This is a genomic window from Thalassospira profundimaris (assembly GCF_003326755.1).
GTDB lineage: Bacteria > Pseudomonadota > Alphaproteobacteria > Rhodospirillales > Thalassospiraceae > Thalassospira > Thalassospira profundimaris_B.
The window spans coordinates 96,628-121,071 of record NZ_JPWH01000013.1; the positions used below are offsets into that span (position 1 = coordinate 96,628).

Genomic DNA, 24,444 nt, shown 5'->3' on the forward strand with positions numbered 1-24,444 from the left:
CCTTAAAGAAGGTCGATGGACCGGCTTTCTTTTGCGTTACAAAAACAGGGGCACCCCGGCCCCCTTGCATTATCGCGAACGATAAACATCCCTTAATATCACCGTTTTTAAGATATTTCGCAGAAATATTACGCTTGTTTGCGCAACAAACGTTCATTTTACGGGCCCGGGGTCGGTTCAACCGCTTGTGATTGGCAGGTGAGGACACAATCGGCAATGATGGGCCCATGAAAATGGAAAAGCTCAAAAAACCGCACTATGGCGTCCTGACGGCCTTGCTCTCGCTGGCTGTTTCAGGCCCTGTTTATGCGGCCACAGCCCAAAATGCCAGTGTTACGCCGCAAGCGGTTGTTGAACTGTTTACTTCCGAAGGATGCAGTTCCTGCCCGCCAGCCGATGCGGTGCTGCGTGATATTTCCAGGGAAACAGACAATCTGCTTTTGCTGTCTTTCCATGTTGACTACTGGAATTATCTGGGATGGAAAGACCGCTTTTCCGAACCCGCCTATACTGACCGCCAGCGCAAATACGCATCTTTCAATCATGAAAGCTATGTCTATACACCGCAGGTCATTATCAATGGTGCCGGTTCCGTTCGTGCCACAAACAAGGATGCCATCCTTGCCGCGGCATTCACAAAACCCTCGCCGCTGGAATCGTGGATTACCATCACCACCGACAATACAGCGGGGCAGAAACCCGGTGGCATCGTTCATCTGGCGGCCCCTGCCAACACGGTCCCGCACAAACCGCTTAAGATATGGCTGCTGGGATTTGACCGGCACGCCAGCACCGACGTCGATGCCGGTGAAAATGCCGGTCGCAACCTCCGGCATGTCAATATCGTGCGCGAGCTGGACGACCTTGGCACCTGGGATGGCAAACCGCGCGATATTCCCGTCCGGCTGGAATATGAATGCAATGGCGGCATCGCCGTTTTGTTGCAGGAAGAAAATGGCGGACCGATCCGCAGCGCGAGCATGGCACGGTTCGATTGATACCGGCGCGCCACGTTTTTATTAAAATAATGTGCAAAAACCCGCCTGCCCGGGCGCGAGATTGACCTGAAACAAAGTCTCTTGGGCAAATGTCGGATAAAGCATGATTCCAATGACACTTCACGGTATAGAAGTGCATGACTTGTGAATGGTTTGTGTGGCCTGGATGATTGTTTTTACCGGTTCTGATCTGACCTGCCGCCGGGGTGAAAGGCTTGTTTTCACCGATCTGGCGTTCGATGCGCGTCCGGGGGATGCCCTGATGCTGCGCGGACGCAATGGCGCGGGGAAATCCAGCCTGCTGCGCCTGATGGCCGGGCTGTCCGAACCGCTGGCTGGTACCATTTGCTGGGAAAACGAAAATATCCGCGAAGACATGCCCGCCCATCGCGCCCGGATGCAGTATCTGGGCCATCAGGATGCGGTCAAACCCGTTCTGACAGTGCGCGATAATCTGCGCCTGTGGGCCAGTCTGCGCGACGTTGATAATGTGGATGCCGCCATTGACCAGGCGCTTGATGCGCTGGGTATTTTGCACCTTGCCAATAGCAGCGGCCGGTTTCTGTCAAGCGGGCAAAAACGCCGGACTGCCCTTGCGCGTATTCTGCTGGGCGAAAGCGAGCTTTGGCTGCTTGATGAACCCACCGTCGGGCTGGACCGCGAATCCTGTGCCGATCTGGCCCGGTTAGTTGATGATTTTCGCGCCAAAGGCGGCATCGTTGTTTATTCAACCCATGTCGATCTGGAGATTGCCGCGCCGCGCATCCTTAACCTTGATGAATTCGCCATTCCGATGTTTGACTGGCTAAGGGACGAAATCGGGGAAGATGCAGATGCGCAACATCCCGATGCCAGCACCACACCAGCCAGCACGACACGGGACGGCACATCACCTTCCCGGCGGAAGAAGATACACAGCCCCTCGACCGATTTTGAGGGGATTGCATGAAGATACTCATCGCCATTCTCGCACGGGATTTGCGACTTGCGCTTCGTCAAGGCGCGGATTCCATCATGGTGGTAGCGTTTTTCATTGTAACGACCACGCTGTTTCCTTTTGGTGTCGGGCCGGAAGCCAATATTCTGGCACGCATCGCATCGGGGGTTATCTGGGTGTCGGCCCTGCTTGCCGCGATGCTGTCACTGGAACGGGTGTTCCAGACCGATTTCGAGGATGGCACGCTGGAACTGCTTGCCATTTCACCGGTGCCGCTGGAACTGGTGGTGCTGGGCAAGGTTTTGGCGCACTGGCTGACCACGGGCCTGCCGCTGATTATTGCCGCCCCGTTAATGGCGGTGATGCTGAATATGAACAGCGCCGGGTTTGGTACATTGATGCTGGCGATGCTGGTGGGTACCCCGGCGCTCAGTCTGATTGGCGCGATTGGCGCAGCCCTTATTCTGGGCGCGCGACGGGGCGGGGTTCTGGTTTCGCTGCTGGTCTTGCCGCTGTATATTCCGGTGCTTATTTTCGGGGCCGGTGCGGTCGAGGCATCCTTGTTGGGCTTGCCTGCCGGGGAACATTTGCAAATTATGGGGGCCATCCTGCTTTTAACGCTGGCCCTGGCCCCACTGGCTGCGGCGCGCGCGCTGCGGCTGGCTGTTGAATAAACAAGACTATCGGCAAGCAGGACGCACGACAATCCCTGCCCGCCACGACACAAACCGAGAGAAAGACCGTCAAACCGGTGTGGGGCATCTCCCGCCGTGATGCGAATGGACAAGGAAAAATGCATCGTTTCGCCAAACCAAGTGTCTTCCTTAAACTGGCCAGCGCCATCATGCCCTGGGCCATTGGCATCACGGTTGTCACCCTTGCTGTCGGGTTATATCTGGCATTGGTGGCATCCCCGGCCGATTATCAGCAGGGGGATACGGTGCGCATCATGTATATTCATGTGCCGGCCGCCTGGATGGGCCTGTTTTGTTATGTCGGCATGGCAATTTGTGGTGCCATGAGTTTGATCTGGAAACATCCGCTGGCCGACATTGCCGCCCGTGCCACCGCACCGATTGGCGCCACCTTTACCGCACTTTGCCTGATTACGGGGTCGCTGTGGGGCGAACCGATGTGGGGCACCTGGTGGGTGTGGGACGCCCGGCTGACATCGATGCTGATCCTGCTGTTTTTGTATCTGGGTTACATGGCGCTGGTAAATGCCTTTGATGACTCTGAACGCGGGTCAAAGGCCGGGTCGGCCCTGGCCCTGGTGGGTGTGATCAATGTGCCAATCGTGAAATTTTCCGTCGATTGGTGGAACACCCTGCATCAGCCCGCATCGGTGGCGCGCATGGGCGGACCCAGCATTGACCCCAGCATGTTGTGGCCGCTGTTTTTGATCGCGATTGGTTTTACCGGCTATTATGTGATCGTGCTGATCGTGCGGGTCCGCCTGGAGTTGAATGAACGGCGCATTCGCGCCCTGCAACTGGGCGGTGTCGGCCAGAGCGTGGCCGATCAGCACCATCTGGCCGTCCCGGCCAAGCAGGCAGGAGCAGGCGAATGAGCAATTTTTTTGAAATGGGCGGTTATGCCGGTTATGTCTGGTCCAGCTATGGTCTTGCCACCATTGCGCTGGTTGTTCTGTTGATGGTCAGTCTGCGGGGCCTGAAAAAAAGCCGCCGCGACCTGGCCCATCTTGAAACCCTGTTAAAATCACGGCGACCGCGGCGCAAAAAAGCGCAGCCGGATGCCCAATCCTGATCGGAGGGTACAACCTTGTCCCTGTCACGCGCAAAATCACGCAAACGCCAACGCCTGTATCTGGCGAGCCTGGCTGTACTGGCCGCTGCCGGTGCGGCGGCCCTGGGCCTGACCGCCTTTCGGGATTCGGTTGTTTTCTTTTTCAGCCCGACCGAACTGGCCGAACAGTCGCCGATGTCACCGGACCGCCGCCTGCGCATTGGTGGCCTGGTCGAGGAAGGGTCGCTGCAAAAACTGGCAGATGGCAAAACCGTCACCTTTACCGTGACCGATATGCAGCATGATGTGCAGGTTGCCTATACCGGCATCCTGCCAGACCTGTTTCGCGAAGGCCAGGGCGTGGTTGCCGAAGGCCACATGAACCCCAAAGGCCAGTTTGTTGCCAGCGAAGTACTGGCCAAGCATGATGAAAACTATATGCCGCGCGAAGTGGCCGATGCCCTGAAAAAAAGTGGACATTGGGAAGAGATCGAAGCGCAAAACGCCAAAAATATGCGTAATTAAGCCATATTTTTGAACCATCAGAAGTATCGGGGATATTTCTTTTTGGGATGGTTCCAATTTTGGCACATTTTCAGATAGCCTTACCGCCCATCACCAGATGGCAGGGGAAACCCTGTTTTTCTTATGACAGGACGAAGCACCAGACGGCATGATCGCAGAAACCGGACATTTCGCGCTTATTCTTCTTATGATGCTGGCCTTCTGCCAGGCCATCCTGTTTTCGCCACTTGGCATCGTTTTCCGGCGCGGTTCGCTTGGGCTGCGCAATACCGCACATCTGCAAACCGCCGGGGGTGTGTCGTCGCTTGACACCGGGGGCCAGCACGGTTTCTGGCATCATTTTTCATCCGCTCTTCTAACCCCCGGGGCGGTCCGCATCAGCCCCGGCGCATCCCTTTCGCCCATGCCACTCTGGCCGCTGCCGGTGTTGATTTGCCTTTTGGCCCTGGGTGCCCAGGCCAGCCAGATATACAGCTTTGTCACCAGCGATTTTACCCTGGCAATGGTGGCGCAATACAGCCATTCCTCCACCCCGCTGATGTATCGTATCGCGGCGGCCATCAGCCCGGATTGCGGGGCGACCCTCCTGTGGGTCACGCTGACATCAAGTGCGGCCATTCTTTTTCTGATTCAGAACGCGATTTTCAAAAAGGCTGAAAACCCGCAGGCAATTGTCTCCGTCATGGGGCTGGTTGTCGGCCTGCTGGCCGCCAGTGTATTGATTGATGGCACCCCTTTTGCCCGTCTGGCCGCCCCGCCGCTTGACGGGCAGGGTTTTGATCCGCAATCGCAGGATATTCTCGATCTTTTTTATTCACCCGCACTTTATGCCGGGCTGTCGGGGTTATCGGTTATTTTTGCCGCCACCATTGCCGCCCTGCCCCGCGCCGCCCTGCATCGCGCCTGGGCCGAAATGCTGCGCCCCTGGACCCTTATCTCCTGGACCCTGCTGGGGGCGGCAATGGCGATCAGCGCCTATCGGGCCTATTCCCAGCAAAGCTGGGGGAACTGGTGGTATTGGGATGCCTCGGAAAATGCGGTATTACTGCCCTGGCTTCTGGCAACCGCCTTTTTACACTGCCTGGCCGTTCTGGAAAAAACCGAAGCCCTGAAACCCTGGACTGCCCTTTTGGCCCTTTCGGCCTTTGGCGCCGGGTGGTTTGGCACCTTTTTATCCCGATCAGACCTGCTGGGTCCGCTGCCTGCTGCCCTACGCTCCAGCGGGGATAACGCGGTTCTGCTGGTCGGTTTTTGTGTGCTGTTTGCCGGGGCCTATTACCTGTTTGCGCGTGTGGCCGGGCAATTGCGCGAAAATGCCGATTTTACCCTGGTGTCACGCGAAAGTGCCATGTTCATCAATAGTGTGATGCTGGCTGTGGCGGCGGCCATTGTGTTAATTGGCACTGTTTATCCGCTGTTTTTACGCTGGCTGGGGGGCACCATCATAACCGTTGGCCCGCCCTTTTTTGTTCAGGCGCTGATGCCCGTTACCCTTGCCATGCTGCTGCTCATGGGGCTGTCGCCCACATTGCGCTGGCGGGTTGACGGTGCGGCATCGGTTGGGCGGCGCATGAAACTGGCGCTGATCCTGTCCATCATTGTTACCCTGTTTGTCTGGATGCGCCATATCGATGCGCCTTCGCTGCCGTTACTCGGCATTGGCCTTGCCGCCTGGGTGGTGACAGCCGCCCTTGGCGATTTGTGGGAAAAACTGTGGCGCCATCGCGATCACGGCGAAAGCAAATATCGCAATATCCAGTTGCTTGGCCCGCGTTATCTGGGCATGTCACTGGCCCATATCGGCATGGCCCTGCTGATCGCCGGGGGATCGGCCAGCAGCATATGGGAAGAACAATCCGTGCTGTCGGCGCGCACCGGGCAAAGCATCGAAATTGGCCCCTATAATTTGCAATATGAAGGGGTTTCCCTGCTGCCGGGCGAAAATTTTGCCACCCGCAAGGCCAAATTCATTGTTTATCGCAATGCACAGCCTGTGACCGAACTTTATCCTGAAGTCCGCTATTATCCGATTCGCGGGGTTGAAACCAAGGAATCCGCCATCTGGCATGGTCGCGATGGCGACCTGCATGTGTCGATTGGCGACCGCGCCGAGGATAGTGGCCGTATTGTTGATGTCCGTTTTCTGCCCATGATGCCGTGGGTATGGGCGGGCATGCTGCTTATCCTGCTGGGCGGGATCATAAATGTGCTGACCCGCATGATCCTGCTTTTCAAGAAGAACGGAGTTTCCGCCCCATGAGGTTCTGGATCGCTGTCATACCGCTGGTGCTGTTTGCGGCATTGGCCGGTATTTTTCTGACCAATATCGGCAAGGACCAGTCCGTCATTCCATCGGCCCTGATTGGCAAACCGGCCCCGGAATTTTCGCTGCCGCCGCTGCCGGGCCGGGAGACGGGCATTTCCCATGCCGACCTGACACAGGGCCATGTTTCCGTCATTAACGTTTTTGCCTCCTGGTGTGTGCCCTGCCGGGCCGAACACCCGATGATCAAACGCCTTGCCGCCGAGGCCGATGTGCCGGTCTATGGTCTGAACTACAAGGAAAAGGACCCGCAGGACGGCGTAAACTGGCTTGATGAAATGGGCGATCCCTACACCGCCGTCGGCATGGATATTTCCGGGCGCACCGCCATTGATTTTGGCGTTTATGGCGTGCCCGAAACCTTCATCATCGATGGCGAAGGCAAAATCGCCTATAAACAGGTCGGTCCGATTGACGAAAAAACACTCGAAGACGTGCTGCTGCCCAAAATCAGGGAGTTGAAAAAAGGATGATACGCCTTCTTCGCCTAAACGGGCCGTTAATGCTTCCGATGCTGGCCCTGGTCATGGCCCTGGCCTTTTATGCCCGCCCGGCCTATGCCGTGAACCCCGATGAAATGCTGTCCGACCCGGCGCTGGAAGCGCGCGCGCGCGAAATCAGCGAGGAATTGCGCTGCCTGGTGTGCCAGAACCAGTCGATTGACGATTCCGATGCCGATTTGGCCCATGATTTGCGCGTTCTGGTGCGCGAGCGCCTGCTGGCAGGCGATACCAACCAACAGGCGATCAATTATATCGTCGCGCGCTATGGTGACTATGTGCTGCTAAACCCGCCGCTCAAGCCTGATACGTACATTCTTTGGGCCAGCCCGTTTATTCTGGTCGGACTTGCCGGGTTGGCCGTGTTCGGATTTTATCGCCGCAAAAAGCGTGAAGGCCGCACCACACCGGCCAACCTGACCGATCAGGAACGCAAACGCCTTAATGAAATTCTAAATCCTTCGGGGGATTAAGCCGCCCATGACCGGCACGAAAGACAGCATCGCCAGAACCTTTTCCCGGACAGGCACACCATGATCTGGCTGGGTATTGCGGGACTTTCCATACTGTCATTCATTACCGTGTTTTTCACGGCCTTTTGGCGCGGCAAAAATCCGTCGGCAGCGGGCAATATCACCGCCGCCACGCACAGCCATGCAGCCCCCCAAAAGGAGGCCAAACCCCAATACCAGATTGGCGACGTTGTTGATGACGACGACGATGACGATGACGATGATCTGGAGGACGAGACGGATTATATCACGGGCCGACATGGCCGTGATCAGGATGTCCCGAATACGCCAGTGGTCGTTGCGGACCCAGGCGACAAACCGGTTGAGGCTGAAAGCATTGATCGAAAACGGGCCGTCGGCGTTGGTTTGATCGCTATTGTCCCCGTTCTGGCCGCCCTTGGCATCTATTTATGGCAGGGCCACCCGGAAATGCCCGCCCGCCCCTATGCCGAACGGGCAAGCGAACGCAATATCGCCGCCGCCGCCGCGGCATCCGTTGATGCCGACGACCCCGATGCCCAGACTGATAAACAAATTCGCCGGTTGCTGGGGCAGATCGTGATTTCGCTGGAATCCAACCCGCGCAATCTGCAGGGCTGGCTGGTTCTGGCGCGCGGATCCTTGCGGCTTGGCGATATTGACCGTGCTGTTGCCGCCTATCGCCGGGCCTATGCCCTGTCGGGGCAAAACCCGCTGCTGGCGATTGAATATGCCGATACCCGCATTACCGCCCAGGGCGGCCATATTGACGAGGTATCGCGCAATCTGGTGCTTCACGCGCTGGGGCAAATGCCCAATCACCGTCTTAGCCGCTATTATTATGGCGTGATGCTGGAACAACAGGGACATCTGGAACAGTCCCTTCATGTGCTAAAGGATCTTGTTCGGGACCTGCCGGTCGATGCGCCGCTTCATGCCTCGACCGCGGCTGAAATCGCCTCCCTGCAAGCCCAGATCGATGCTGGCAAAAACGGCGACAACGTTGAAAACGGTAAAGACGATACCGCAAAACAAAACAACCAAGACCCGGTTGCCAGTGAGCGGCCTTGAACGCCTTGAACGCTTTTAAAGGCCGTTTACCCATCCGGCAACAAACAGCCCCAGGACAATCAGGGCAACAAGCATTCCCAATGTACCGACCAGTCCGATGATCCGGGTCAGCAACGGCCATTCCGCCAGCGCCGAAAGATCGGCACGGGACGAAGCCGCCCGCCCGGTTGGTGTTTTTCTATCCTGGCCGTATGTTGCGTAATTGTCCCGCCCCTGCTTGGAGTATCCCTGATGGTCCTGTACATTTAACGTGCTGTCCGAGGCCGTTAACTCCGGTTCCTGTACCGCGTCCTGTTGCCCGGAATCTTGGTTATCCCCATGCCCGGCATATTGCCGCAAGCGCCCGTCATAACGGCGCAGGGCTTCCTCGCCGCTCATGGCGGGCAGGTTGATGCGGTCCAGAAAAGTCCCGTGCGACCTGCGGCGTGCATCACGGTTCGCCTCGCCTGCCGAATGAACAGGGGCCGAGCTTTTCTGTAAATTGTGCCGGTCGTGCGCGTTTCGCGGTTTTGTCACTTGTCAGGACTCGGGTTGCAATGATGATGGCAGGGCGTTCTTTTGCGGGCGGAATAACAAAAACCGCCATTGGCCATTTTATCGCCAATGACGGTTTTTCAAAACAGATGTTCTGCCCATCCCGAAATGTCGCATGCGAACACGCAGAAAAAATCCCTACTCGGCCGAGGCAATGCCGTCCGCATCATCCTGGGATTGGTAAACCGGCCATTTACCGGCTGCCAGACGGTCCAGCGACGGGCGATCCTGCCCCAGACGGGACCGATACATCCAAAGGTTAGCCATCACCCGTTCAATAAACAGGCGGGTTTCCCGCGACGGAATGCTTTCAATAAAATAAAGCGGATCCTCGTTATCCTTAAGCGCCTTTTGCCAGCGCCCCAGATTGCCAATGCCGCCATTATAGGCCGCCATTAACTGCAAAAAGCCGTTATCCACCCCGTTCTGATCCAGCAAATGACCAACATATTTTTGCCCCAGGCCAATATTGACTTTCGGCTCATAAAGCTCTGCCCGTTTGGCCCCGCGATAACGGGTATTGCCAATATAGCTGGCGGTTGCCGGCATTAACTGCATCAATCCACGGGCCCCGGCATGGCTGCGTGCCTCGGCATTAAAGCCCGATTCCTGGCGCATCAGCGCATAAATCAGGGCGCGATCGACGTTATAGCCGCCTTCGGGCACCCATGACGGCACCGGATAGAGTGCATTTACAATCACCTCGCCCGATTTCTGGGCGATGTAATTGCCAAGACGCATGGTCAGCGCGGCGAATTTTTCGGTATCGGCAAGGGCCAGAACCGCACGACGCAGGCTGGGATCGTCGGAAATGGCTGCCTTGCGCAATTCCCGTTCCGCCTCGTGGCGATTGCCAATCTGCAACAGGGCCAGGGCACGCCGTCCCATCGGGTCAAGGCGCAACTTGTTGGCCCGGTCCTGGGTCAGGCTCAGGCTGTCCCAGTCAAATACGTCGTCACGGCCCAGCGCGCGCAGGGCCAGCAAACCATAAAAGGACCGCGGATATTTTGCCGCACGGTTCAAAAGTTTGTCCGCACGGTCAAACTTGCCTTCAGCCAGATCAATCCGTGCCGCCCAGAAGGCCCCGGCAGAACGGGTCCAGCTTGAGGCATACTGGTTGGTTGAAACATCATCGAACTGCTGATGGGCTTCGTCAAACTTGTTCAAACGCCAGGCCGTCAAACCGGCAACCCACAGGGCTTCGGGCAGATATTTACCGGACCGTTTGGCAGCGCGCGCCGCATGTTTAAGGGCAAGGTCGGGCTTGCCAAAATAATAATAGCCCGAGGCAATTGCCGCGCGGGCCTGATCCTGTTCATAGGCATCAAATAAATGCTGGGCTTCCTTGCCATTCAGGATTTCAAGCGCCCCTGTCGGCCAGCCCGAACGGATGCGGGCGTGAATGCGGCGTTTCAAGACAGAAACCCGGCTGCGCTGTGCGGCAGACAGGCTTTTGGTCGATTTATGATAATAGGGACGGATATCCTCGTAATCGTATCCAGCGCCCTTGAGATAGGATCCAACCGGGCTTTTGGGCTTTGCCGCGGAGCCACGGCGCATCATCGCAAGTTTGTAAATGCGCGGCGCTTCGGGCAGGTCGGCATATTTCGCCAGCCAGTCACGCAATTCGGAAAACCGCGACCGATAGGCCGTTGGATGCAGGTAACGCTGGGCCATGACATGGCCCATCAAAACATCATCCGACAGACGCGAAATCAGCCTGTCGGCATCTTTCCAGCGCCCGTCTTCCTGCACCTTGAAAATCTGGCGATACAGTTCGGCATCACGACTGGACAGAACTGCCGGAATTTTCACCGCATCGCTGTCAGACACGTCATCAAGGCCAGGACTGCTTAACGCGGCCTGCTCCTGGGCGGCATGCACCACTTTTGGCCCGGTCACACACAGGGTGGCCAGTGCAAAAACGGTAAAGCTACGCTTGATCCGCGCTGAAATACGCGAACTGAACACTGTGCTTGCTTCGATCAAAACCTGTTTTCCCCAATCGGACCCCGGTGTGAACGCGGCTTTTTCTAACCCGAAGCAGTTTGCCCCCGCAACCTGTGTCAGCGGATTTTTCCACTTTTCTGCGCCAATATATACCAGCAATTTCGCAGGCAACGAAGCCTTTTTATCCTGTAATCAGCACCTTGCCCGACCCTGGGTTGCGTTTGCATAGCAGCCTTGCCCGCGCCATGACGCGAGTCTCCATTCTGGCAATTTTCCAAAAACAGTTATCGACTCCCGGCCAGCATCCTGCACGGCAACCTTTTTAAAAGCCCTATCCCGCAGGCAACACTTAAAAATAACCGGGCACCGAGACGTAATGGCATGGTCATGTTATGGTCGAAAACGCATTTACACGCTTGCGGGGCCCCGCCATTTTTTAACGACAGCACGCAAATCCTGCCAGGCCACGCGTTTTTGCTCGGGCGTCTTGATCAAATATTCCGGATGATACATGGCCGTGACATCCACCTGAAGCGAATCGGAAAACGCCACATCTTTCCAGGTCCCGCGCAGGCGGGTAATACCCTTGTTTTCCGCCAGCAGCACCTTGGCCGCATTGCCGCCCATGCACACCACGATACGCGGCGACACCAGCGCAATATGGCGACGCACAAACGGTTCGCACACCATCAATTCATCCGGGGTGGGCTGGCGATTGCCTGGTGGGCGCCAGGGCAGAATGTTGGTCAGATACACCGTCTCGCGCGAGAGCCCGATGGATCGCAACATCGCCTCAAGCAACTGTCCCGGTGCCCCGGCAAAAGGCACGCCCTGCCGGTCTTCGTCGGCATCGGGCATTTCCCCCACCAGCATGATTTCCGCTGCCGGATCGCCCGCGCCAAACACCGTATTGCTGGCCGATTTTTTAAGGGCACAGCCATCAAAGGCAATAATGGCCTGGCGCAAGTCATCAAGCGTTTGAGCATCGGACGCCGCCCTTTGCGCCGAGAGGCGGGCTTCGTGCGGGGCATCAGACAAAACAAAACCGCCCGTACCAACCGGCGGCATCATGCCAGCACCCGCCCCCGCGCTAGCACCGGATGTGCGGCCCGCGCCCGCGCCTTTCAGGCCAAAGGTTCCGCGCCCGCCCGGCGCGGTTTTCGGCCCGGTATTCTGGCGCGAAAGACTTTCCGAAGCCCGGAACCGGTCTAGCGGTTCTTCGGCAATGGCTTCGTCAACGCCCATTTCATATTGCCAGATAAGGGCTTGCAGCGCATCGAGACTATTTACATCAAAATCTGATATTGGTTCACTCATTTACACAAAAAAGACGCATATATTCTTGCGCACGGTCATGGGAATGGTAAAATTTGCCCTGACTTTAACGGTTTTGATGGCGATGCGCCATATACAAACAAAGGTTTAATCGGTATAGATTTACCGATTAAATACGAAGTGCCATGCGGGGCCTGGGCGAGACCCCGATCATAAAGATACCGCCGCAGCACTAATAACGGCAAAAAGCCCATGCTGCGACAAAGGAGAGAGACGAGATGGAACGGGAATCCATGGAATTTGACGTGGTGGTCGTTGGTGCAGGCGTTTCGGGCCTTGCCGCTGCCATCCGCCTGATGCAACTCGCCCAGGAACAGGAAAAGGAAATCACGGTTTGCGTGGTGGAAAAGGGACCTGAAGTCGGCGCGCACATATTATCTGGTGCGGTCGTTGAGCCCCGCGCGATCAACGAGCTTTTCCCTGACTGGCAGGAACGCGGCGCACCGCTGAATGTTGCTGCAACCGACGACCAGTTCATCATGCTAAGCGAAACGGGCGCACGCAAACTGCCCACCCCGCCGCAGATGCACAACAAGGGCAACTACATTGTCAGCCTGGGCAATGTATGCCGCTGGCTGGGCGAACAGGCCGAGGCACTGGGGGTAGAGGTTTATCCCGGTTTTGCCGCCGCCGAGGTGCTGTTTCACGAGGATGGCTCGGTCAAAGGCATTGCCACGGGTGACATGGGCCTGAAACGCGATGGTTCGCCCGGCCCCAACCACGAACCGGGCATGGAATTGCATGCCAAATACACCTTCTTTGCCGAAGGCTGCCGGGGCTCACTGTCCGAACAACTGATCCGCAAGTATGATTTGCGCCAAAATGCCGATCCGCAAACCTATGGCATCGGCATCAAGGAATTGTGGGAAGTTGACCCGGCTGTGCACAAGGAAGGCACCATCCAGCATACGGTCGGCTGGCCGCTGGATAGCAAAACCTATGGCGGGTCGTTCCTCTATCATCTGGATAATAACCAGGTCGCGGTGGGTTTTGTGATTGGCCTGGATTACGAAAACCCGCACCTTAGCCCGTTTGACGAGTTCCAGCGTTTCAAAACCCACCCGGAAGTACGCAAGATTTTTGAAAACGGCCGTCGTATTTCGTACGGCGCACGCGCTCTGAACGAAGGCGGTTTTCAATCCCTGCCCGATCTGGTTTTCCCCGGCGGTTGCATCATTGGCTGTTCGGCCGGCTTTATGAATGTGCCGAAAATCAAGGGTTCGCACACCGCGATGAAAACCGGCATGCTGGCTGCCGAGGCCGCGTTCGAGCAACTGACCAGTGACAGCCCGGCACCGGTGCTTGATGCCTATCCCAAGGGTGTTGAAAACAGCTGGATTTACCCGGAACTGTACAAAGTCCGCAATATCCGCCCGAGCTTTGCCAAATGGGGCTTTTGGGGCGGAATGGTCTATAGTGCTGTTGATACCTATGTCTTTGGTGGCAAGGCCCCCTGGACCTTTAAAAACCACGCGGACCATGCCTGCCTGAAACCGGCAGCGGATATGCCGAAAATTGACTATCCCAAGCCGGATGGCAAGATCAGCTTTGACAAGCTGTCATCGGTTTTTCTATCGAACACCAATCATCGTGAAGATGAACCGATCCACCTGACCTTAAAAGATGACAGCGTGCCGGTGGATGTGAACCTTGCCAAATATGCCGGGCCCGAAGCCCGCTATTGCCCGGCCGGGGTTTACGAATTTGTCGAGGATACGGAAAAAGGCGGCCAGCGTTTGCAAATCAATGCCCAGAACTGCGTGCATTGCAAAACCTGCGACATCAAGGACCCGACCCAGAACATCGTCTGGGTGGTGCCCGAAGGCGGCGAGGGCCCGACTTACCCGAATATGTAAGCTGGCTTAAGCACATAAACGACCAAAGGGCCGCATCCTGTGATGCGGCCCTTTGACCTCATAAATAACAACAACGCGTTCGTCCCGTTATTCGGGGGCGTATCCGAATGCGGCGGGCGGATTGGCCGCCGTTTCCGTCCAAATGCTTTTGGGTTGCATATATTCCATCAACCCTTCCTTCCCGCTGGAGCGACCATAACCACTGGCCCCAAAACCGCCAAAGGGCGACATGACATTGATGGTTTTGTAACTGTTGATCCAGAAGGTCCCTGCCCGCACATGTGCCGCCACCCGGTGCGCACGATCCACCGATTGCGTCCAGACAGCTCCGGCCAGGCCAAACTTGCTGTCATTGGCGATTGCCACCGCCTCGGCCTCGTCCTCGAACGGAATGACGGAAACTACCGGACCAAAAATTTCCTCGCGGGCAATTTTCATGTCATTGCGCACATCGCCCAAAACCGTCGGGCGCAGGAAATAGCCATTCTCACAAGCCGCACCGTCCGGGCGCATCCCACCTGCCAGCAATGTGGCCCCTTCTTTCTGGCCGTCCGCCACCAGGCGACAAACGGTCTGATATTGGGCGTCATTATTGATCGGGCCAATCTGGGTGGCGCTGTCCATCGGGTCGCCAACCGGAATACGGTTGGCCCCCTCCACCAGCATATCAAGGAAGCGATCCATAACGCTTCGTTGCACCAAAAGGCGCGACCCGGCAACGCAGCTTTGCCCCGCCCCGCTAAAGATGGCGGCCTGTGCACCCAGGACCGCGCGTTTCAAATCAGCATCCTCAAACACAATATTGGCCGATTTCCCGCCCAGTTCCAGCACACAGGGCACGATGTTTTGTGCGGCCTGGCTGGCAATAATCGCCCCGGTCCGCGGGGAGCCGACAAATACCACCTTGCGGGTGGCATCATGCGTGGTGGCGGCAACGCCGGTTGTGGCACCCAACCCCGCCAGCACCGTTATCACCCCGTCGGGCAGCCCGGCCTTTTTCGACAAAACCCCCAGGGCAAGTGATGAAAGCGGCGTCATTTCCGATGGTTTTAACACCGCTGCATTGCCGGTACACAGGGCCGGGGCCAACTGCCAGCCCGCCGTAAAAATTGGCGCGTTCCAGGGGGTAATCTGTGTGACCACACCATAGGGTTCGTAACGGGTATAGTTCAAATGGCTGGTCGGCACCGGGATGACATCGCCATGCAGCTTGTCGGCCCACCCGGCGTAATATTCAAACATCTCGGCGACTTTTAGCACCTCAACCTTTGTATCACGGATCGGCTTGCCCGCCGTCATGGTTTCCAGCAAGGCCAGCTCATCGAGATGATCACGCACCTGCTGCCCGATCCGCCACAAAATGCGCCCGCGTTCAGCCGCGCTCAGGGCCCACCAGACTTTCTGCCCGGCAACAGCAGCACTCATGGCGGCGTCCACCACTTCGGCCCCGGCATCCCTGATGCTAAAAAATGCCTTGCCGGTGGCCGGGTCAGTCAGCTCGAACGCATCGCCGCGCCCGGGCATTATTGTGCCATTCACCCAACTTCCGATGTCGTCTGCTCCGAAAAACGGGGCCATCGCCTTTTGGTAATCACGCGGCATCAATTTGGCTTGCTGGCTCATGCTTTTTCTCCTGCCAGGATGGGCGCACATTCGGTAATCCGGTTAAAATCGGCATCATCAGACAACAATTTGGCACTATCGGCCCAAATTTTTCCGGCCAGTTCACAAACCGGAAGGGGAATATCCTTTTGCTCTGCCAGGCTTATGGCAAGGCGCATATCCTTGCGCATCAGGCCCATTGTAAAGCCGCTGTCAAATGCGTCATTCATCACCCATTTTGGATAATTCACCTCGCTGATCGCGCTACGGCCCGACCCGGCATTCAGCGCGGCAATCAGGTTTTCGGTGGTCACACCGGCGGCATTTCCCAAACGCACCGCCTCACGCATGGTCAAAAGATGGCTTGCCACCAGCATGTTATTCACAATCTTCACCGCATGGCCCGCCCCCACCGGGCCGACATGGGTGATTTTGCCGCCCAGCGCATTCAATACCGGCCGGGCACGGGCCACATCGGCCTCGGCCCCGCCGACCATCATGGTCAAATTGCCGCTATTGGCCCCTGCCGGGCCACCACTTACCGGCGCATCAATCAGGATGTGGCCCTGCTGGCGCAATGCCGCATCAATCTCGCGCGTTACATCGGGTTCGGAGGTGGTGGTATCAATCACCAGGCGCGGGTCCAGGTCGCGGGTGGCAAGGCCCCCATCGCCGGTTAAAACCATACGCACATGGTTTGCCGTTGGCAGGGACAGAATGATGGTCGGGCAGGCGTCAAACACCGCGCCAAGGCTGGCCACAATTGTTACCCCTGCTGCGGCGGCATTGGCCTGGCTTGTCGGCGACACATCAAACCCGGTCACGGAAAAACCATCCCGAAGCAGGGTGCGGGCCATGCCCAGCCCCATATTGCCAAGACCCACGACGCCAATGGCACCTGTTTGCGGATTGCTCACGATATTTGCCTCATTACTATGACTGCCAGACAGCAGGGATGCCGGATAAAACCGCGTCTTCCTGTCGCCACCCTGCATGATCCGATGTGATTTTTGATTTTGCCCCGGAACTTTCCAATCGATACCCGGCGAACTCAAGATCAATTGCCGGAACATATTGTTGCCGAAACAGCAACAGGTATGGTCTGATTGCGTGATCCGTTTTATAAATCAGGCAAACTTGGCACTCCGCCAAACATCCCTGCATCAGGCCGATATGCCATGAAGATCGACGATAAACCGCTGCGCTATTTTCTGGCTGTGTTTGAATGCGGCTCCATTCGTACGGCTGCCGAAAATTTGCGTATTGCACCATCCGCCATCAGCCGGCAAATCGCCGCACTTGAGGCGCATCTGGAAACGCTTTTGATGGAGCGCACAAAACGCGGCATCATTTTTACCGAATCGGGCCATATGGTTGCCGCCCATGCCCGTCGCCGCTTTGAAATGGACGAGGCCTTTGCCGTGGACCTAGCCGCCGCACGCGGGGCCATTGCCGGCACGGTGCGCATCGCCACCGGTGAAGGGTTTGTGGTGGACCTGGTCAACCATGTCGTGCGCCCGCTGCGCGATGAATTTCCCGATGTGCGCCTGGAAATTGATGTCGCCGGGACCGAAAAAATGACCCACGGTATTTTGCGCGATGATTATGATATGGGCCTGGTTTTCAACCCGCCGCGCAACCCGGACCTGGAATTGCTGGCCGAAGGCCACGCGCCGCTTTGCGCCCTTGTGCCCCCGGAATTCGAGCTGGCAAAGCAGACAAGCTGCGTTTTGGCCGAAACCCTGACTTATCCACTGGCCCTGCTGAACCCGCATTTTGGCGTTGCCAAACTGCTGGCCAATGTCGATCAGGGTCACAGCCTGACACGCGATGCCTTTCTGACTGCCGATTCGATCAATGTCGCCATTCATTTTGTCCTCTCGGGTGGCGGCATCACCTTTTTGCCTGCCTTTGCCGTATCACGACAACTACGCAGGGGCGAGGTTGTTGCCGTCCCGCTGACGGACCCGTATCTGGACCGTGTGCCGTCGCATTTGCTGGTCCGCAAGGAAAGACCCAAAACCGCTGCCGTGCGGGCCGTTTCCAAGATGATTTGCGAGCGGATGGAGGCCTTTGGCGCCGCCTGGTACCCCGACGAACATCCCTGAACGCCCATAGGTGTTGCCGTTTTGGCAACAAAGCCATCCCAAAATGGCACTTGCACCGGCTTGGGCGAGTTTTCATTCTCGGTCAAAATCCCCGGCACAAAAAATGGCAAAATTGTGAAATCCGCCACGGCCAAAGACCGGGGACAGGGCCGTATCACGTCAAGGAGACTGGGAAATGAACGCGCTTCGGGGGCAGTTGGAGCTTTGGCGGCTTCACCTTGCTGTTATTGTTATTGGGGCCATTGCCGAACTGATCGGCATTCAGAAAATTCCGCTGGGGATTGGCGCAATTTTGCTGCTGCCGCTGCTTTATGCGTTTGTCATGGCAGCATTGATGAACCCCAACCTGATGCCGAAATTCGGCAAAATCATCCGTCAAAAGGAAGTCCAGGCGGCATCACCGTTAATCGTGGTTGCGATCATGCCGTTTATTGCCAAATTCGGCACCACCATTGGCCCGGCCATCAACACAATTATCGAGGCGGGCCCCGCCCTGATTTTGCAGGAACTGGGTAATCTTGGCACCATTGTGCTGGCGTTTCCGCTGGCGGTGTGGGGGCTTAAAATGGGGCGCGAGGCCATTGGCGCAACCTTTTCGATTGCGCGTGAACCCAACCTTGCCATCATTGCTGACCGTTACACCCTCAAAAGTCCGGAAGGCACCGGGGTGATGGGCGTTTACGTGATTGGCACCCTGTTTGGCACCTTTATCTTCGCCATCCTGGCCTCGCTGTTTGCCAGTTCCAACCTGTTTGATCCGCGTGCGCTGGCAATGGCGTGCGGCATTGGCAGTGGCTCGATGATGGCCGCCTGTACCGGGGCGCTGACCGAAGTTGTCCCCTCGATGAAGGATGAAATCCTGGCTCTGGCCGGGGCAAGCAACCTTCTGACCTATGCCACCGGGCTGTATGCCGGGCTGTTCCTGGCCCTGCCGATTGTTGAAAAAATCTATAACGCGACGGCAGGCAAAAAAGACCTTGCCAACGCCAGCAGGACGGAGGGCTGATCATGTCGGAAAGTGCCGTTGCAACCAAATCAACCCGCGCGAAAATTGATCTGGTCGATCATGCGCTGACCCTGATCATTGTCTGCCTGGTCGGGCTGGTAATGAATACGGTGGGGCCGAAAATTCCGCTTGCCGATGGCTTTATGGGCATGGTGGTGATTTATGTCATCTCGCTGGTGGGTCTGGCGCTCACCCGGTTTGCCCCGTTTTATCTGCCCAGCGTTGCCTGGATTTCGCTGGTGGGCATCGTTGCGACCCTGCCGGGTGTTCCCGGGTCGGAATGGGTTGTCGCCCAGGCCAAATCGGTCAATTTCCTGGCCCTTGCCACCCCGGCCCTGGCCTATGCCGGGTTTGCCATTGCCAAAAAAGAAATCGAGGTTGCCAAACATTCCGGCTGGAAACTGGCGCTGGTGGCGTGTTTTGTCTTTCTGGGCACCTATGCCGGTTCGGTATTGGTGGCAGAACTGATTTTGCGCCTGCAAGGCGTTTGATCGGCAATCACATTGTACAATCTTGCAAAGCGGGGGCATCATGTTCCCCGTTTTGCCCCCCATTCGCCCCTTCCAGCCTGTAAAGAGTAAGCAAATGACCGCCTCAAAACCTGTTCTTCATCCGCGTGCCACCGAACTAGTTGATGAATTTACCGCCTGGCGGCACCATTTGCACGCCCATCCCGAAACCGCGTTCGAGGAAAAGCTGACCAGCGCCTTTGTCGCGGAAAAGCTGCAATCCTTCGGGCTGGAGGTCAAAACCGGCATCGCCAAAACCGGCGTGGTTGCGACCCTGAAAGGCAAAGGCGGTGCAGGCAAACGCATTGGCCTGCGTGCGGATATGGATGCACTCGATATTCACGAAACCACCAATTTGCCCTATGCCTCCCAACATCCGGGTAAAATGCACGCCTGCGGCCATGATGGTCATATGACGATGCTGCTGGGGGCTGCGAAAATACTGGCGGAAAACCCCGATTTTACCGGCACGGTGGATTTCATTTTTCAGCCTGCCGAAGAAAATGAGGGTGGCGGCCGCGACATGGTGGAAGAAGGCCTGTTTGACAGCCATCCGGTTGATGCCGTTTACGGCATGCACAACTGGCCGGGCCGCGATGTTGGCACAATGGCGATGCAGGCCGGGCCGATGATGGCAAGTTATGATATCTTTGAAATCAATATTGACGGTCGGGGCTGCCATGCCGCCATGCCGCATTTGGGCCGCGACCCGATCACGGCGGCGGGCCAAGTACTTTTGGCCCTGCAAACCATTCCGGCGCGCAATGTCAACCCGCTGCAAAGTGCGGTGATTTCGCCAACCCAGATGTTGGCGGGCGATACCTGGAATGTCATCCCCGAAACCGCCACCCTGCGCGGCACGGTGCGCACCTTTGACCCGGCGGTGCAGGATATGGTGGAGGACCGCCTTAAAACCGTGGCCGATGCCACCGCGCGCGCCTTTGAGTGTACCGCGCGCATGATGTATCAGCGCCGCTACCCCGCCACCATCAATAGCGAGGCCGAAACCGCCATCGCCCTGGATGCCGCAACACAGGTTATCGGGGCCGATCAGATCGACACCAGCCCGGAACCCTCGATGGCGAGCGAGGATTTCGCCTTTATGCTCAATGCCAAACCCGGTAGTTACGTCTGGCTGGGAAATGGCCCGACCGATGGCAACTGCCTGTTGCATAATTCGGCCTACAATTTTAACGATGCCGCCATCCCCTATGGCGTCAGTTACTGGATTTCGCTGGTCAAACAGGCGCTGGCAGCATGATTTTGCGGGCATCATACGTATTTTTCTTGTCTAAGGGGCAAACTGCGCGTTCAATAGCCGCCCTTTTTTAACTGCGCGGCGGTAGGACGAATGAAAATCGCGATTGTGACACTGGATGGCTTTAACGAAATTGACAGCTTTGTCGCCCTGTCCATTTTGGGCAGGGTCCAGGCCGAAGGCTGGTCCGTCCAGATCACATCGCCGGAAAAAACCGTTACCTCGATGAACGGGGTGATGGTCACGGCCCAACAGCCGCTATCCTTTGCCAACAAGGCCGATGTGGTTTTGTTTGGCAGTGGCAGCCGCACCCGCGACCATACCGCCGATGGCATCATTGCCAGCGAACTGAAACTGGACCCGCGCCGTCAATTGATCGGTGCGCAATGTTCGGGCGTTCTGTTTTTGCATCAATTGGGCCTGTTGCCCGCCACCGCCACCACCGATGCCAAAACCCGTCCGCTGCTGGCGGCCACCGGCTGCATTGTCGAGGATAAACCCCTGATCGCCCAGGGCAATATCGTCACCAGTGGCGGCTGCCTGGCCGCGCAATATCTGGCGGGCTGGGTCATTGCCCGGACCCTGGAGCTGGATACCGCGCTGACTATTCTGGAATATGTCGCTCCGGTCGGACAAAAATCCTTCTTTGTCAAAACGGCGGGCGATATTATCCGCGCGCAATTGAATGTCCCCGCCCAACCGGCCCTTTATTGCTAACCCCCTGTTGCCAAAACCCTGGCAACAGGCCGCACCCCGCAGTTTTGCCTGCGCCTGAAAGGCCGGAATCGCGGCAATGTGATGAAATCCATGTCCAATGGCAGGCAAATGTTTTGCCTTATATGGGCCGAATGAGTAGGGTAACGACATATGTTTAAACGGATTGCCATGCCGTTTGATCATCCCGGCGGCCCACCGCGAGCAAAAACAAAACGCAGGAAAAATTCTTGAAGCGCAATCTGTTACATCTGCTGGTCCCGGTAACGGCCCTTGCCCTTTCTGCCTGTGGCACGCTTGGCCCCAATGCCCGAAACCAGCCTTTTGACTATCCGCAAAGCGACGGTTTTGCCGGCAATTTCCTGGCAGGCAAGGTTGCGCAAGGCGACAATGCCGATGACGCGGCCGCACAATATCTGTTTCGCGCCCAAAAACTTGAGCCCGGCAATGACGATTTGCGCCGCCGCACCTTTCTGGCCCTGATTTCCGATGGCCGGATTGCCGATAGCGCGCCCATCGCCCGGCAATTGCTGGCCGAACAGCCCCAGCAGGACCTGTTTGCCGTTCTGGCCGTGACCGATGCCGATATTCGCGCCAAAAATTACCAGGCAGCACTCGATACCATCAATACCCTGCCCAATCGCGGCCTGAATTCCATTATCCGGCCCCTTGCGCGGGCCTGGCTTTTTACCGCGCTGGACCGCCGCCGCGATGCCCTGGCCGCCCTTGATGAATTACAAATCAATAAAAGCCTGTCGCCGCTTTCGGAATATCACCGGGGCCTGATTCTGGATTATTTTGGCGATCTGAACGGCGCGGAACAGGCCCTTGCCAATGCCTATGGCGACCCGGCCGATGCGCCGCTGCGCGCCGCCGAGGCATTGGGCGCGATTTACGAACGCAAGGGCCAGAACCAGAAAGCCGAACTGCTCTATCAAAGCTATATGGACCGCCATCCGCAGTCCCTTGCCATGCCCTATCATCTTGAACGCCTGAAAAAAGGCGAACCGCCCATCAGCACCGCGCTGACCCCGGCCTCGGGCCTGGCGGAGGGGTATCTGGATATTGCCACCCTGTTAAGCCAGGAAAATGCCGTTGACCCGGCGCTGATCATGGCGCGGTTTTCGCTATCCCTTCGGCCCGGCGATGCCGTGACCAAACTTCTGGTGGGCGAGGTCATGGAAATCCGCAAACGCTGGGACGATGCGATTGCGATTTACACATCCATCCCGAAAAATTCCCCGCATAGCTGGAATGCCCGCCTGCGCGAGGCCGCCTGCCTGACGGAAATCAACCGGAATGACGAAGCCGTCGCGCTGTTGCGCCGCATGGTCAGCGAACGCCCGGACCGGCCCGATGCCCTGATCCAGCTTGGCGATGTGTTGCGCGCCACCAAACAGTTTAACCCGTCCGCCGATGCCTATAGCCGCGCCATTGCCCAGCTTGGCGGGGCGGAGAATGTCGGCTGGCGGCTGCTTTATCGTCGCGGTATTGCCTATGAACAGGGCGGCGAATGGGACAAGGCGGAGAAAGACTTTCTCCTCGCCCTGAATATGGAGCCTGACCAGCCCTATGTCATGAATTATCTGGCCTATAGCTGGGTGGACCGGGGCGTGAATTTCGACAAGGCCCAGGACATGCTCAAACGCGCTGTCGAGCTAAAACCCGATGACGGCTATATCGTCGATAGTCTGGGCTGGGTCTATTACAAGCTGGGACATTATGAACAGGCGGTGACGGAACTGGAACATGCGGTTTCGCTGATCCCCGATGATCCAACCCTCAATGACCATCTCGGCGATGCCTATTATCAGGTCGGGCGTATTCACGAGGCGGAGTTTCAATGGCACCGCGCGCTGTCATTTGATCCATCTGCGGACCTGCGCAAGGAAGTTCTGGCAAAACTGAATGGCAAAAAACCCGCAACCGGCACGGTTGCAACCAATTAACCTGTTAAAAAATGGGCAGGGCCATGCACAACCAGTTGATCGAACCGGCACAGGCCAAGATTAACCTTTTCCTGCATGTCACCGGCAAGCGCGAGGATGGCTATCATACCCTTGACAGCCTGGTCTGCTTTGCCGATTGCGGCGATATCATTCGCGCCCGCCCGGCCGATGACGACACCCTTACCCTTGCCCTCACCGGGCCAATGGCCCCGGCCCTGGCCGATGCCAGCACCGCCGATAACCTGGTGATGCGTGCAGCCAACCTGCTGCGGGACCGTTTTGGCATTCGCCAGGGGGCGGAACTTATTTTGGAAAAAAACCTGCCCGTGGCCTCGGGCATTGGCGGGGGGTCGGCCGATGCGGCGGCCACCCTGCGGGTGTTGTGCAAATTATGGGGCATTCCTGCCCGCCCGGCGGAGCTGGCCCCGCTGGCGCTGGAACTTGGGGCCGATGTGCCGGTCTGCCTTGAAGGCGGCACGGTATTCATGCAGGGCATTGGTGAACAGCTTACCCCGCTGGCCCCGCTGCCCGGTTTTTCAATGGTGCTGGTTAATCCCGGCAAGGCGGTTTCCACCCCGGCAATTTTTAATGCGCGGGATGGCGAGTTTACCGAGGCGGATTTGTGGGCCAAGGACCAATCCTTTGCCGATGTCACCGCGCTTGCCGATGCGCTGCGTGAATGCCGCAATGATTTGACCCTGCCTGCCGTTACCCTGCTGCCGGAAATTTGCGATGTGATGGATGCCCTGGCCCGCGCCGATGGCTGCCTGCTGGCCCGCATGTCGGGCAGCGGGGCGACCTGTTTTGGCCTCTATCCCGATGCGCAAATGGCCGCCCGTGCCGCCAGCGCCATTGCAAATGCCAATCCCGACTGGTGGGTCAAGGATTGCAAAATTGCGCCCCCACAGGGTTAAACCCCGCAGGCAGGCCCCGCCAAGCCCCTGAAAACGCAGCCAAAGCAAAAAAATCCGCCGCAAAGAAAAAAGGATCAAAATAGAGGGTTGCACTTGGCGGAATAGGACGCTATTTTCC

At 57.3% G+C, this 24,444-nt stretch carries 23 protein-coding genes; 18 read left to right on the top strand and 5 right to left on the bottom strand.

Annotated features, from left to right (window positions below):
* Positions 1-233 precede the first annotated feature (233 nt).
* The 10 genes from TH25_RS15635 to TH25_RS15680 all read left to right on the top strand — a co-directional run bounded on the left by TH25_RS15635 (position 234) and on the right by TH25_RS15680 (position 8,591).
* Entirely contained in the window at positions 234-998 is a 765-nt protein-coding gene (locus tag TH25_RS15635; protein ID WP_258549183.1) for a DUF1223 domain-containing protein, read from the top strand.
* Between the two features lie 166 nt (positions 999-1,164).
* Positions 1,165-1,947 (top strand): heme ABC exporter ATP-binding protein CcmA, encoded by a 783-nt coding sequence (ccmA, locus tag TH25_RS15640; protein ID WP_114089340.1) that lies wholly within the window; start codon positions 1,165-1,167, stop codon positions 1,945-1,947.
* Entirely contained in the window at positions 1,944-2,609 is a 666-nt protein-coding gene (ccmB, locus tag TH25_RS15645) for a heme exporter protein CcmB (protein ID WP_114089293.1), read from the top strand. Before ccmA ends, ccmB begins: the two co-directional genes overlap by 4 nt.
* A gap of 119 nt (positions 2,610-2,728) precedes the next feature.
* On the top strand, positions 2,729-3,505 hold the full coding sequence (locus TH25_RS15650) for a heme ABC transporter permease (RefSeq protein ID WP_114089294.1): 777 nt from the start codon (positions 2,729-2,731) through the stop codon (positions 3,503-3,505).
* Complete coding sequence (gene ccmD / locus TH25_RS15655; protein WP_114089295.1) at positions 3,502-3,702, top strand: heme exporter protein CcmD; 201 nt, start codon at positions 3,502-3,504, stop codon at positions 3,700-3,702. Before TH25_RS15650 ends, ccmD begins: the two co-directional genes overlap by 4 nt.
* A gap of 15 nt (positions 3,703-3,717) precedes the next feature.
* Positions 3,718-4,206, top strand: coding sequence for a cytochrome c maturation protein CcmE (gene ccmE, locus TH25_RS15660; RefSeq protein WP_114089296.1), 489 nt, complete (start codon positions 3,718-3,720; stop codon positions 4,204-4,206).
* Between the two features lie 148 nt (positions 4,207-4,354).
* Positions 4,355-6,466: a heme lyase CcmF/NrfE family subunit gene (locus tag TH25_RS15665; protein ID WP_114089297.1), complete on the top strand. Its 2,112-nt coding sequence runs from the start codon at positions 4,355-4,357 to the stop codon at positions 6,464-6,466.
* Complete coding sequence (locus TH25_RS15670; RefSeq protein ID WP_114089298.1) at positions 6,463-7,002, top strand: DsbE family thiol:disulfide interchange protein; 540 nt, start codon at positions 6,463-6,465, stop codon at positions 7,000-7,002. Before TH25_RS15665 ends, TH25_RS15670 begins: the two co-directional genes overlap by 4 nt.
* Entirely contained in the window at positions 6,999-7,502 is a 504-nt protein-coding gene (locus tag TH25_RS15675; RefSeq protein WP_258549184.1) for a cytochrome c-type biogenesis protein, read from the top strand. Before TH25_RS15670 ends, TH25_RS15675 begins: the two co-directional genes overlap by 4 nt.
* 60 nt (positions 7,503-7,562) lie before the next feature.
* Positions 7,563-8,591 (top strand): tetratricopeptide repeat protein, encoded by a 1,029-nt coding sequence (locus tag TH25_RS15680; protein ID WP_114089300.1) that lies wholly within the window; start codon positions 7,563-7,565, stop codon positions 8,589-8,591.
* Positions 8,592-8,606: 15 nt separating this feature from the next.
* Here TH25_RS15680 and TH25_RS15685 read toward each other — a convergent pair whose 3' ends face one another.
* From TH25_RS15685 to TH25_RS15695, 3 genes are all read right to left on the bottom strand, one after another.
* The gene (locus TH25_RS15685) at positions 8,607-9,107 is read right to left on the bottom strand and encodes a hypothetical protein (protein ID WP_114089301.1); all 501 of its coding nucleotides are present in this window, start codon (positions 9,105-9,107) and stop codon (positions 8,607-8,609) included.
* Positions 9,108-9,263: 156 nt separating this feature from the next.
* The gene (locus TH25_RS15690; protein ID WP_114089341.1) at positions 9,264-11,114 is read right to left on the bottom strand and encodes a lytic transglycosylase domain-containing protein; all 1,851 of its coding nucleotides are present in this window, start codon (positions 11,112-11,114) and stop codon (positions 9,264-9,266) included.
* A gap of 369 nt (positions 11,115-11,483) precedes the next feature.
* Positions 11,484-12,392, bottom strand: coding sequence for a uracil-DNA glycosylase (locus tag TH25_RS15695; protein WP_114089302.1), 909 nt, complete (start codon positions 12,390-12,392; stop codon positions 11,484-11,486).
* A 236-nt stretch (positions 12,393-12,628) separates the two neighbouring features.
* Between TH25_RS15695 and TH25_RS15700 the strand changes: the two genes are divergently transcribed.
* Positions 12,629-14,266: an electron transfer flavoprotein-ubiquinone oxidoreductase gene (locus tag TH25_RS15700; protein WP_114089303.1), complete on the top strand. Its 1,638-nt coding sequence runs from the start codon at positions 12,629-12,631 to the stop codon at positions 14,264-14,266.
* An 87-nt stretch (positions 14,267-14,353) separates the two neighbouring features.
* Here TH25_RS15700 and TH25_RS15705 read toward each other — a convergent pair whose 3' ends face one another.
* Entirely contained in the window at positions 14,354-15,889 is a 1,536-nt protein-coding gene (locus tag TH25_RS15705; protein WP_114089304.1) for an aldehyde dehydrogenase family protein, read from the bottom strand.
* Positions 15,886-16,785 carry an NAD(P)-dependent oxidoreductase gene (locus tag TH25_RS15710; RefSeq protein WP_258549185.1) on the bottom strand — a complete coding sequence of 300 codons (900 nt, stop codon included), beginning with the start codon at positions 16,783-16,785 and terminating at the stop codon, positions 15,886-15,888. Before TH25_RS15710 ends, TH25_RS15705 begins: the two co-directional genes overlap by 4 nt.
* A gap of 261 nt (positions 16,786-17,046) precedes the next feature.
* On the opposite strand from TH25_RS15710, the gene TH25_RS15715 reads away from it, so the two are divergent.
* From TH25_RS15715 to TH25_RS15745, 7 genes are all read left to right on the top strand, one after another.
* Positions 17,047-17,976, top strand: coding sequence for a LysR family transcriptional regulator (locus tag TH25_RS15715; RefSeq protein WP_114089305.1), 930 nt, complete (start codon positions 17,047-17,049; stop codon positions 17,974-17,976).
* A gap of 175 nt (positions 17,977-18,151) precedes the next feature.
* The gene (locus tag TH25_RS15720) at positions 18,152-18,982 is read left to right on the top strand and encodes a DUF3100 domain-containing protein (protein ID WP_114089306.1); all 831 of its coding nucleotides are present in this window, start codon (positions 18,152-18,154) and stop codon (positions 18,980-18,982) included.
* 2 nt (positions 18,983-18,984) lie between these two features.
* Positions 18,985-19,473, top strand: a complete 489-nt coding sequence (locus TH25_RS15725) for a hypothetical protein (RefSeq protein WP_114089307.1) — start codon at positions 18,985-18,987, stop codon at positions 19,471-19,473.
* A 94-nt stretch (positions 19,474-19,567) separates the two neighbouring features.
* Complete coding sequence (locus TH25_RS15730) at positions 19,568-20,752, top strand: M20 aminoacylase family protein (protein WP_114089308.1); 1,185 nt, start codon at positions 19,568-19,570, stop codon at positions 20,750-20,752.
* A gap of 90 nt (positions 20,753-20,842) precedes the next feature.
* Positions 20,843-21,466 (top strand): DJ-1/PfpI family protein, encoded by a 624-nt coding sequence (locus tag TH25_RS15735; RefSeq protein WP_114089309.1) that lies wholly within the window; start codon positions 20,843-20,845, stop codon positions 21,464-21,466.
* Between the two features lie 227 nt (positions 21,467-21,693).
* The gene (locus tag TH25_RS15740; RefSeq protein WP_114089310.1) at positions 21,694-23,412 is read left to right on the top strand and encodes a tetratricopeptide repeat protein; all 1,719 of its coding nucleotides are present in this window, start codon (positions 21,694-21,696) and stop codon (positions 23,410-23,412) included.
* 23 nt (positions 23,413-23,435) lie between these two features.
* On the top strand, positions 23,436-24,326 hold the full coding sequence (locus tag TH25_RS15745; RefSeq protein ID WP_114089343.1) for a 4-(cytidine 5'-diphospho)-2-C-methyl-D-erythritol kinase: 891 nt from the start codon (positions 23,436-23,438) through the stop codon (positions 24,324-24,326).
* Positions 24,327-24,444 lie beyond the last annotated feature (118 nt).

Excerpts from the sequence above, each read along its gene's own strand:
- ccmD (WP_114089295.1), top strand. The coding sequence starts at position 3,502 with ATGAGCAATTTTTTTGAAATGGGCGGTTATGCCGGTTATGTCTGGTCC.
- TH25_RS15675 (WP_258549184.1), top strand. The coding sequence starts at position 6,999 with ATGATACGCCTTCTTCGCCTAAACGGGCCGTTAATGCTTCCGATGCTG.
- TH25_RS15705 (WP_114089304.1), bottom strand. The coding sequence starts at position 15,889 with ATGAGCCAGCAAGCCAAATTGATGCCGCGTGATTACCAAAAGGCGATG.
- TH25_RS15700 (WP_114089303.1), top strand. The coding sequence starts at position 12,629 with ATGGAACGGGAATCCATGGAATTTGACGTGGTGGTCGTTGGTGCAGGC.
- ccmA (WP_114089340.1), top strand. The coding sequence starts at position 1,165 with ATGATTGTTTTTACCGGTTCTGATCTGACCTGCCGCCGGGGTGAAAGG.
- TH25_RS15650 (WP_114089294.1), top strand. The coding sequence starts at position 2,729 with ATGCATCGTTTCGCCAAACCAAGTGTCTTCCTTAAACTGGCCAGCGCC.
- TH25_RS15735 (WP_114089309.1), top strand. The coding sequence starts at position 20,843 with ATGAAAATCGCGATTGTGACACTGGATGGCTTTAACGAAATTGACAGC.
- TH25_RS15670 (WP_114089298.1), top strand. The coding sequence starts at position 6,463 with ATGAGGTTCTGGATCGCTGTCATACCGCTGGTGCTGTTTGCGGCATTG.
- TH25_RS15725 (WP_114089307.1), top strand. The coding sequence starts at position 18,985 with ATGTCGGAAAGTGCCGTTGCAACCAAATCAACCCGCGCGAAAATTGAT.
- TH25_RS15635 (WP_258549183.1), top strand. The coding sequence starts at position 234 with ATGGAAAAGCTCAAAAAACCGCACTATGGCGTCCTGACGGCCTTGCTC.
- ccmB (WP_114089293.1), top strand. The coding sequence starts at position 1,944 with ATGAAGATACTCATCGCCATTCTCGCACGGGATTTGCGACTTGCGCTT.
- TH25_RS15730 (WP_114089308.1), top strand. The coding sequence starts at position 19,568 with ATGACCGCCTCAAAACCTGTTCTTCATCCGCGTGCCACCGAACTAGTT.
- TH25_RS15680 (WP_114089300.1), top strand. The coding sequence starts at position 7,563 with ATGATCTGGCTGGGTATTGCGGGACTTTCCATACTGTCATTCATTACC.
- TH25_RS15720 (WP_114089306.1), top strand. The coding sequence starts at position 18,152 with ATGAACGCGCTTCGGGGGCAGTTGGAGCTTTGGCGGCTTCACCTTGCT.
- TH25_RS15715 (WP_114089305.1), top strand. The coding sequence starts at position 17,047 with ATGAAGATCGACGATAAACCGCTGCGCTATTTTCTGGCTGTGTTTGAA.
- TH25_RS15665 (WP_114089297.1), top strand. The coding sequence starts at position 4,355 with ATGATCGCAGAAACCGGACATTTCGCGCTTATTCTTCTTATGATGCTG.
- TH25_RS15695 (WP_114089302.1), bottom strand. The coding sequence starts at position 12,392 with ATGAGTGAACCAATATCAGATTTTGATGTAAATAGTCTCGATGCGCTG.
- TH25_RS15745 (WP_114089343.1), top strand. The coding sequence starts at position 23,436 with ATGCACAACCAGTTGATCGAACCGGCACAGGCCAAGATTAACCTTTTC.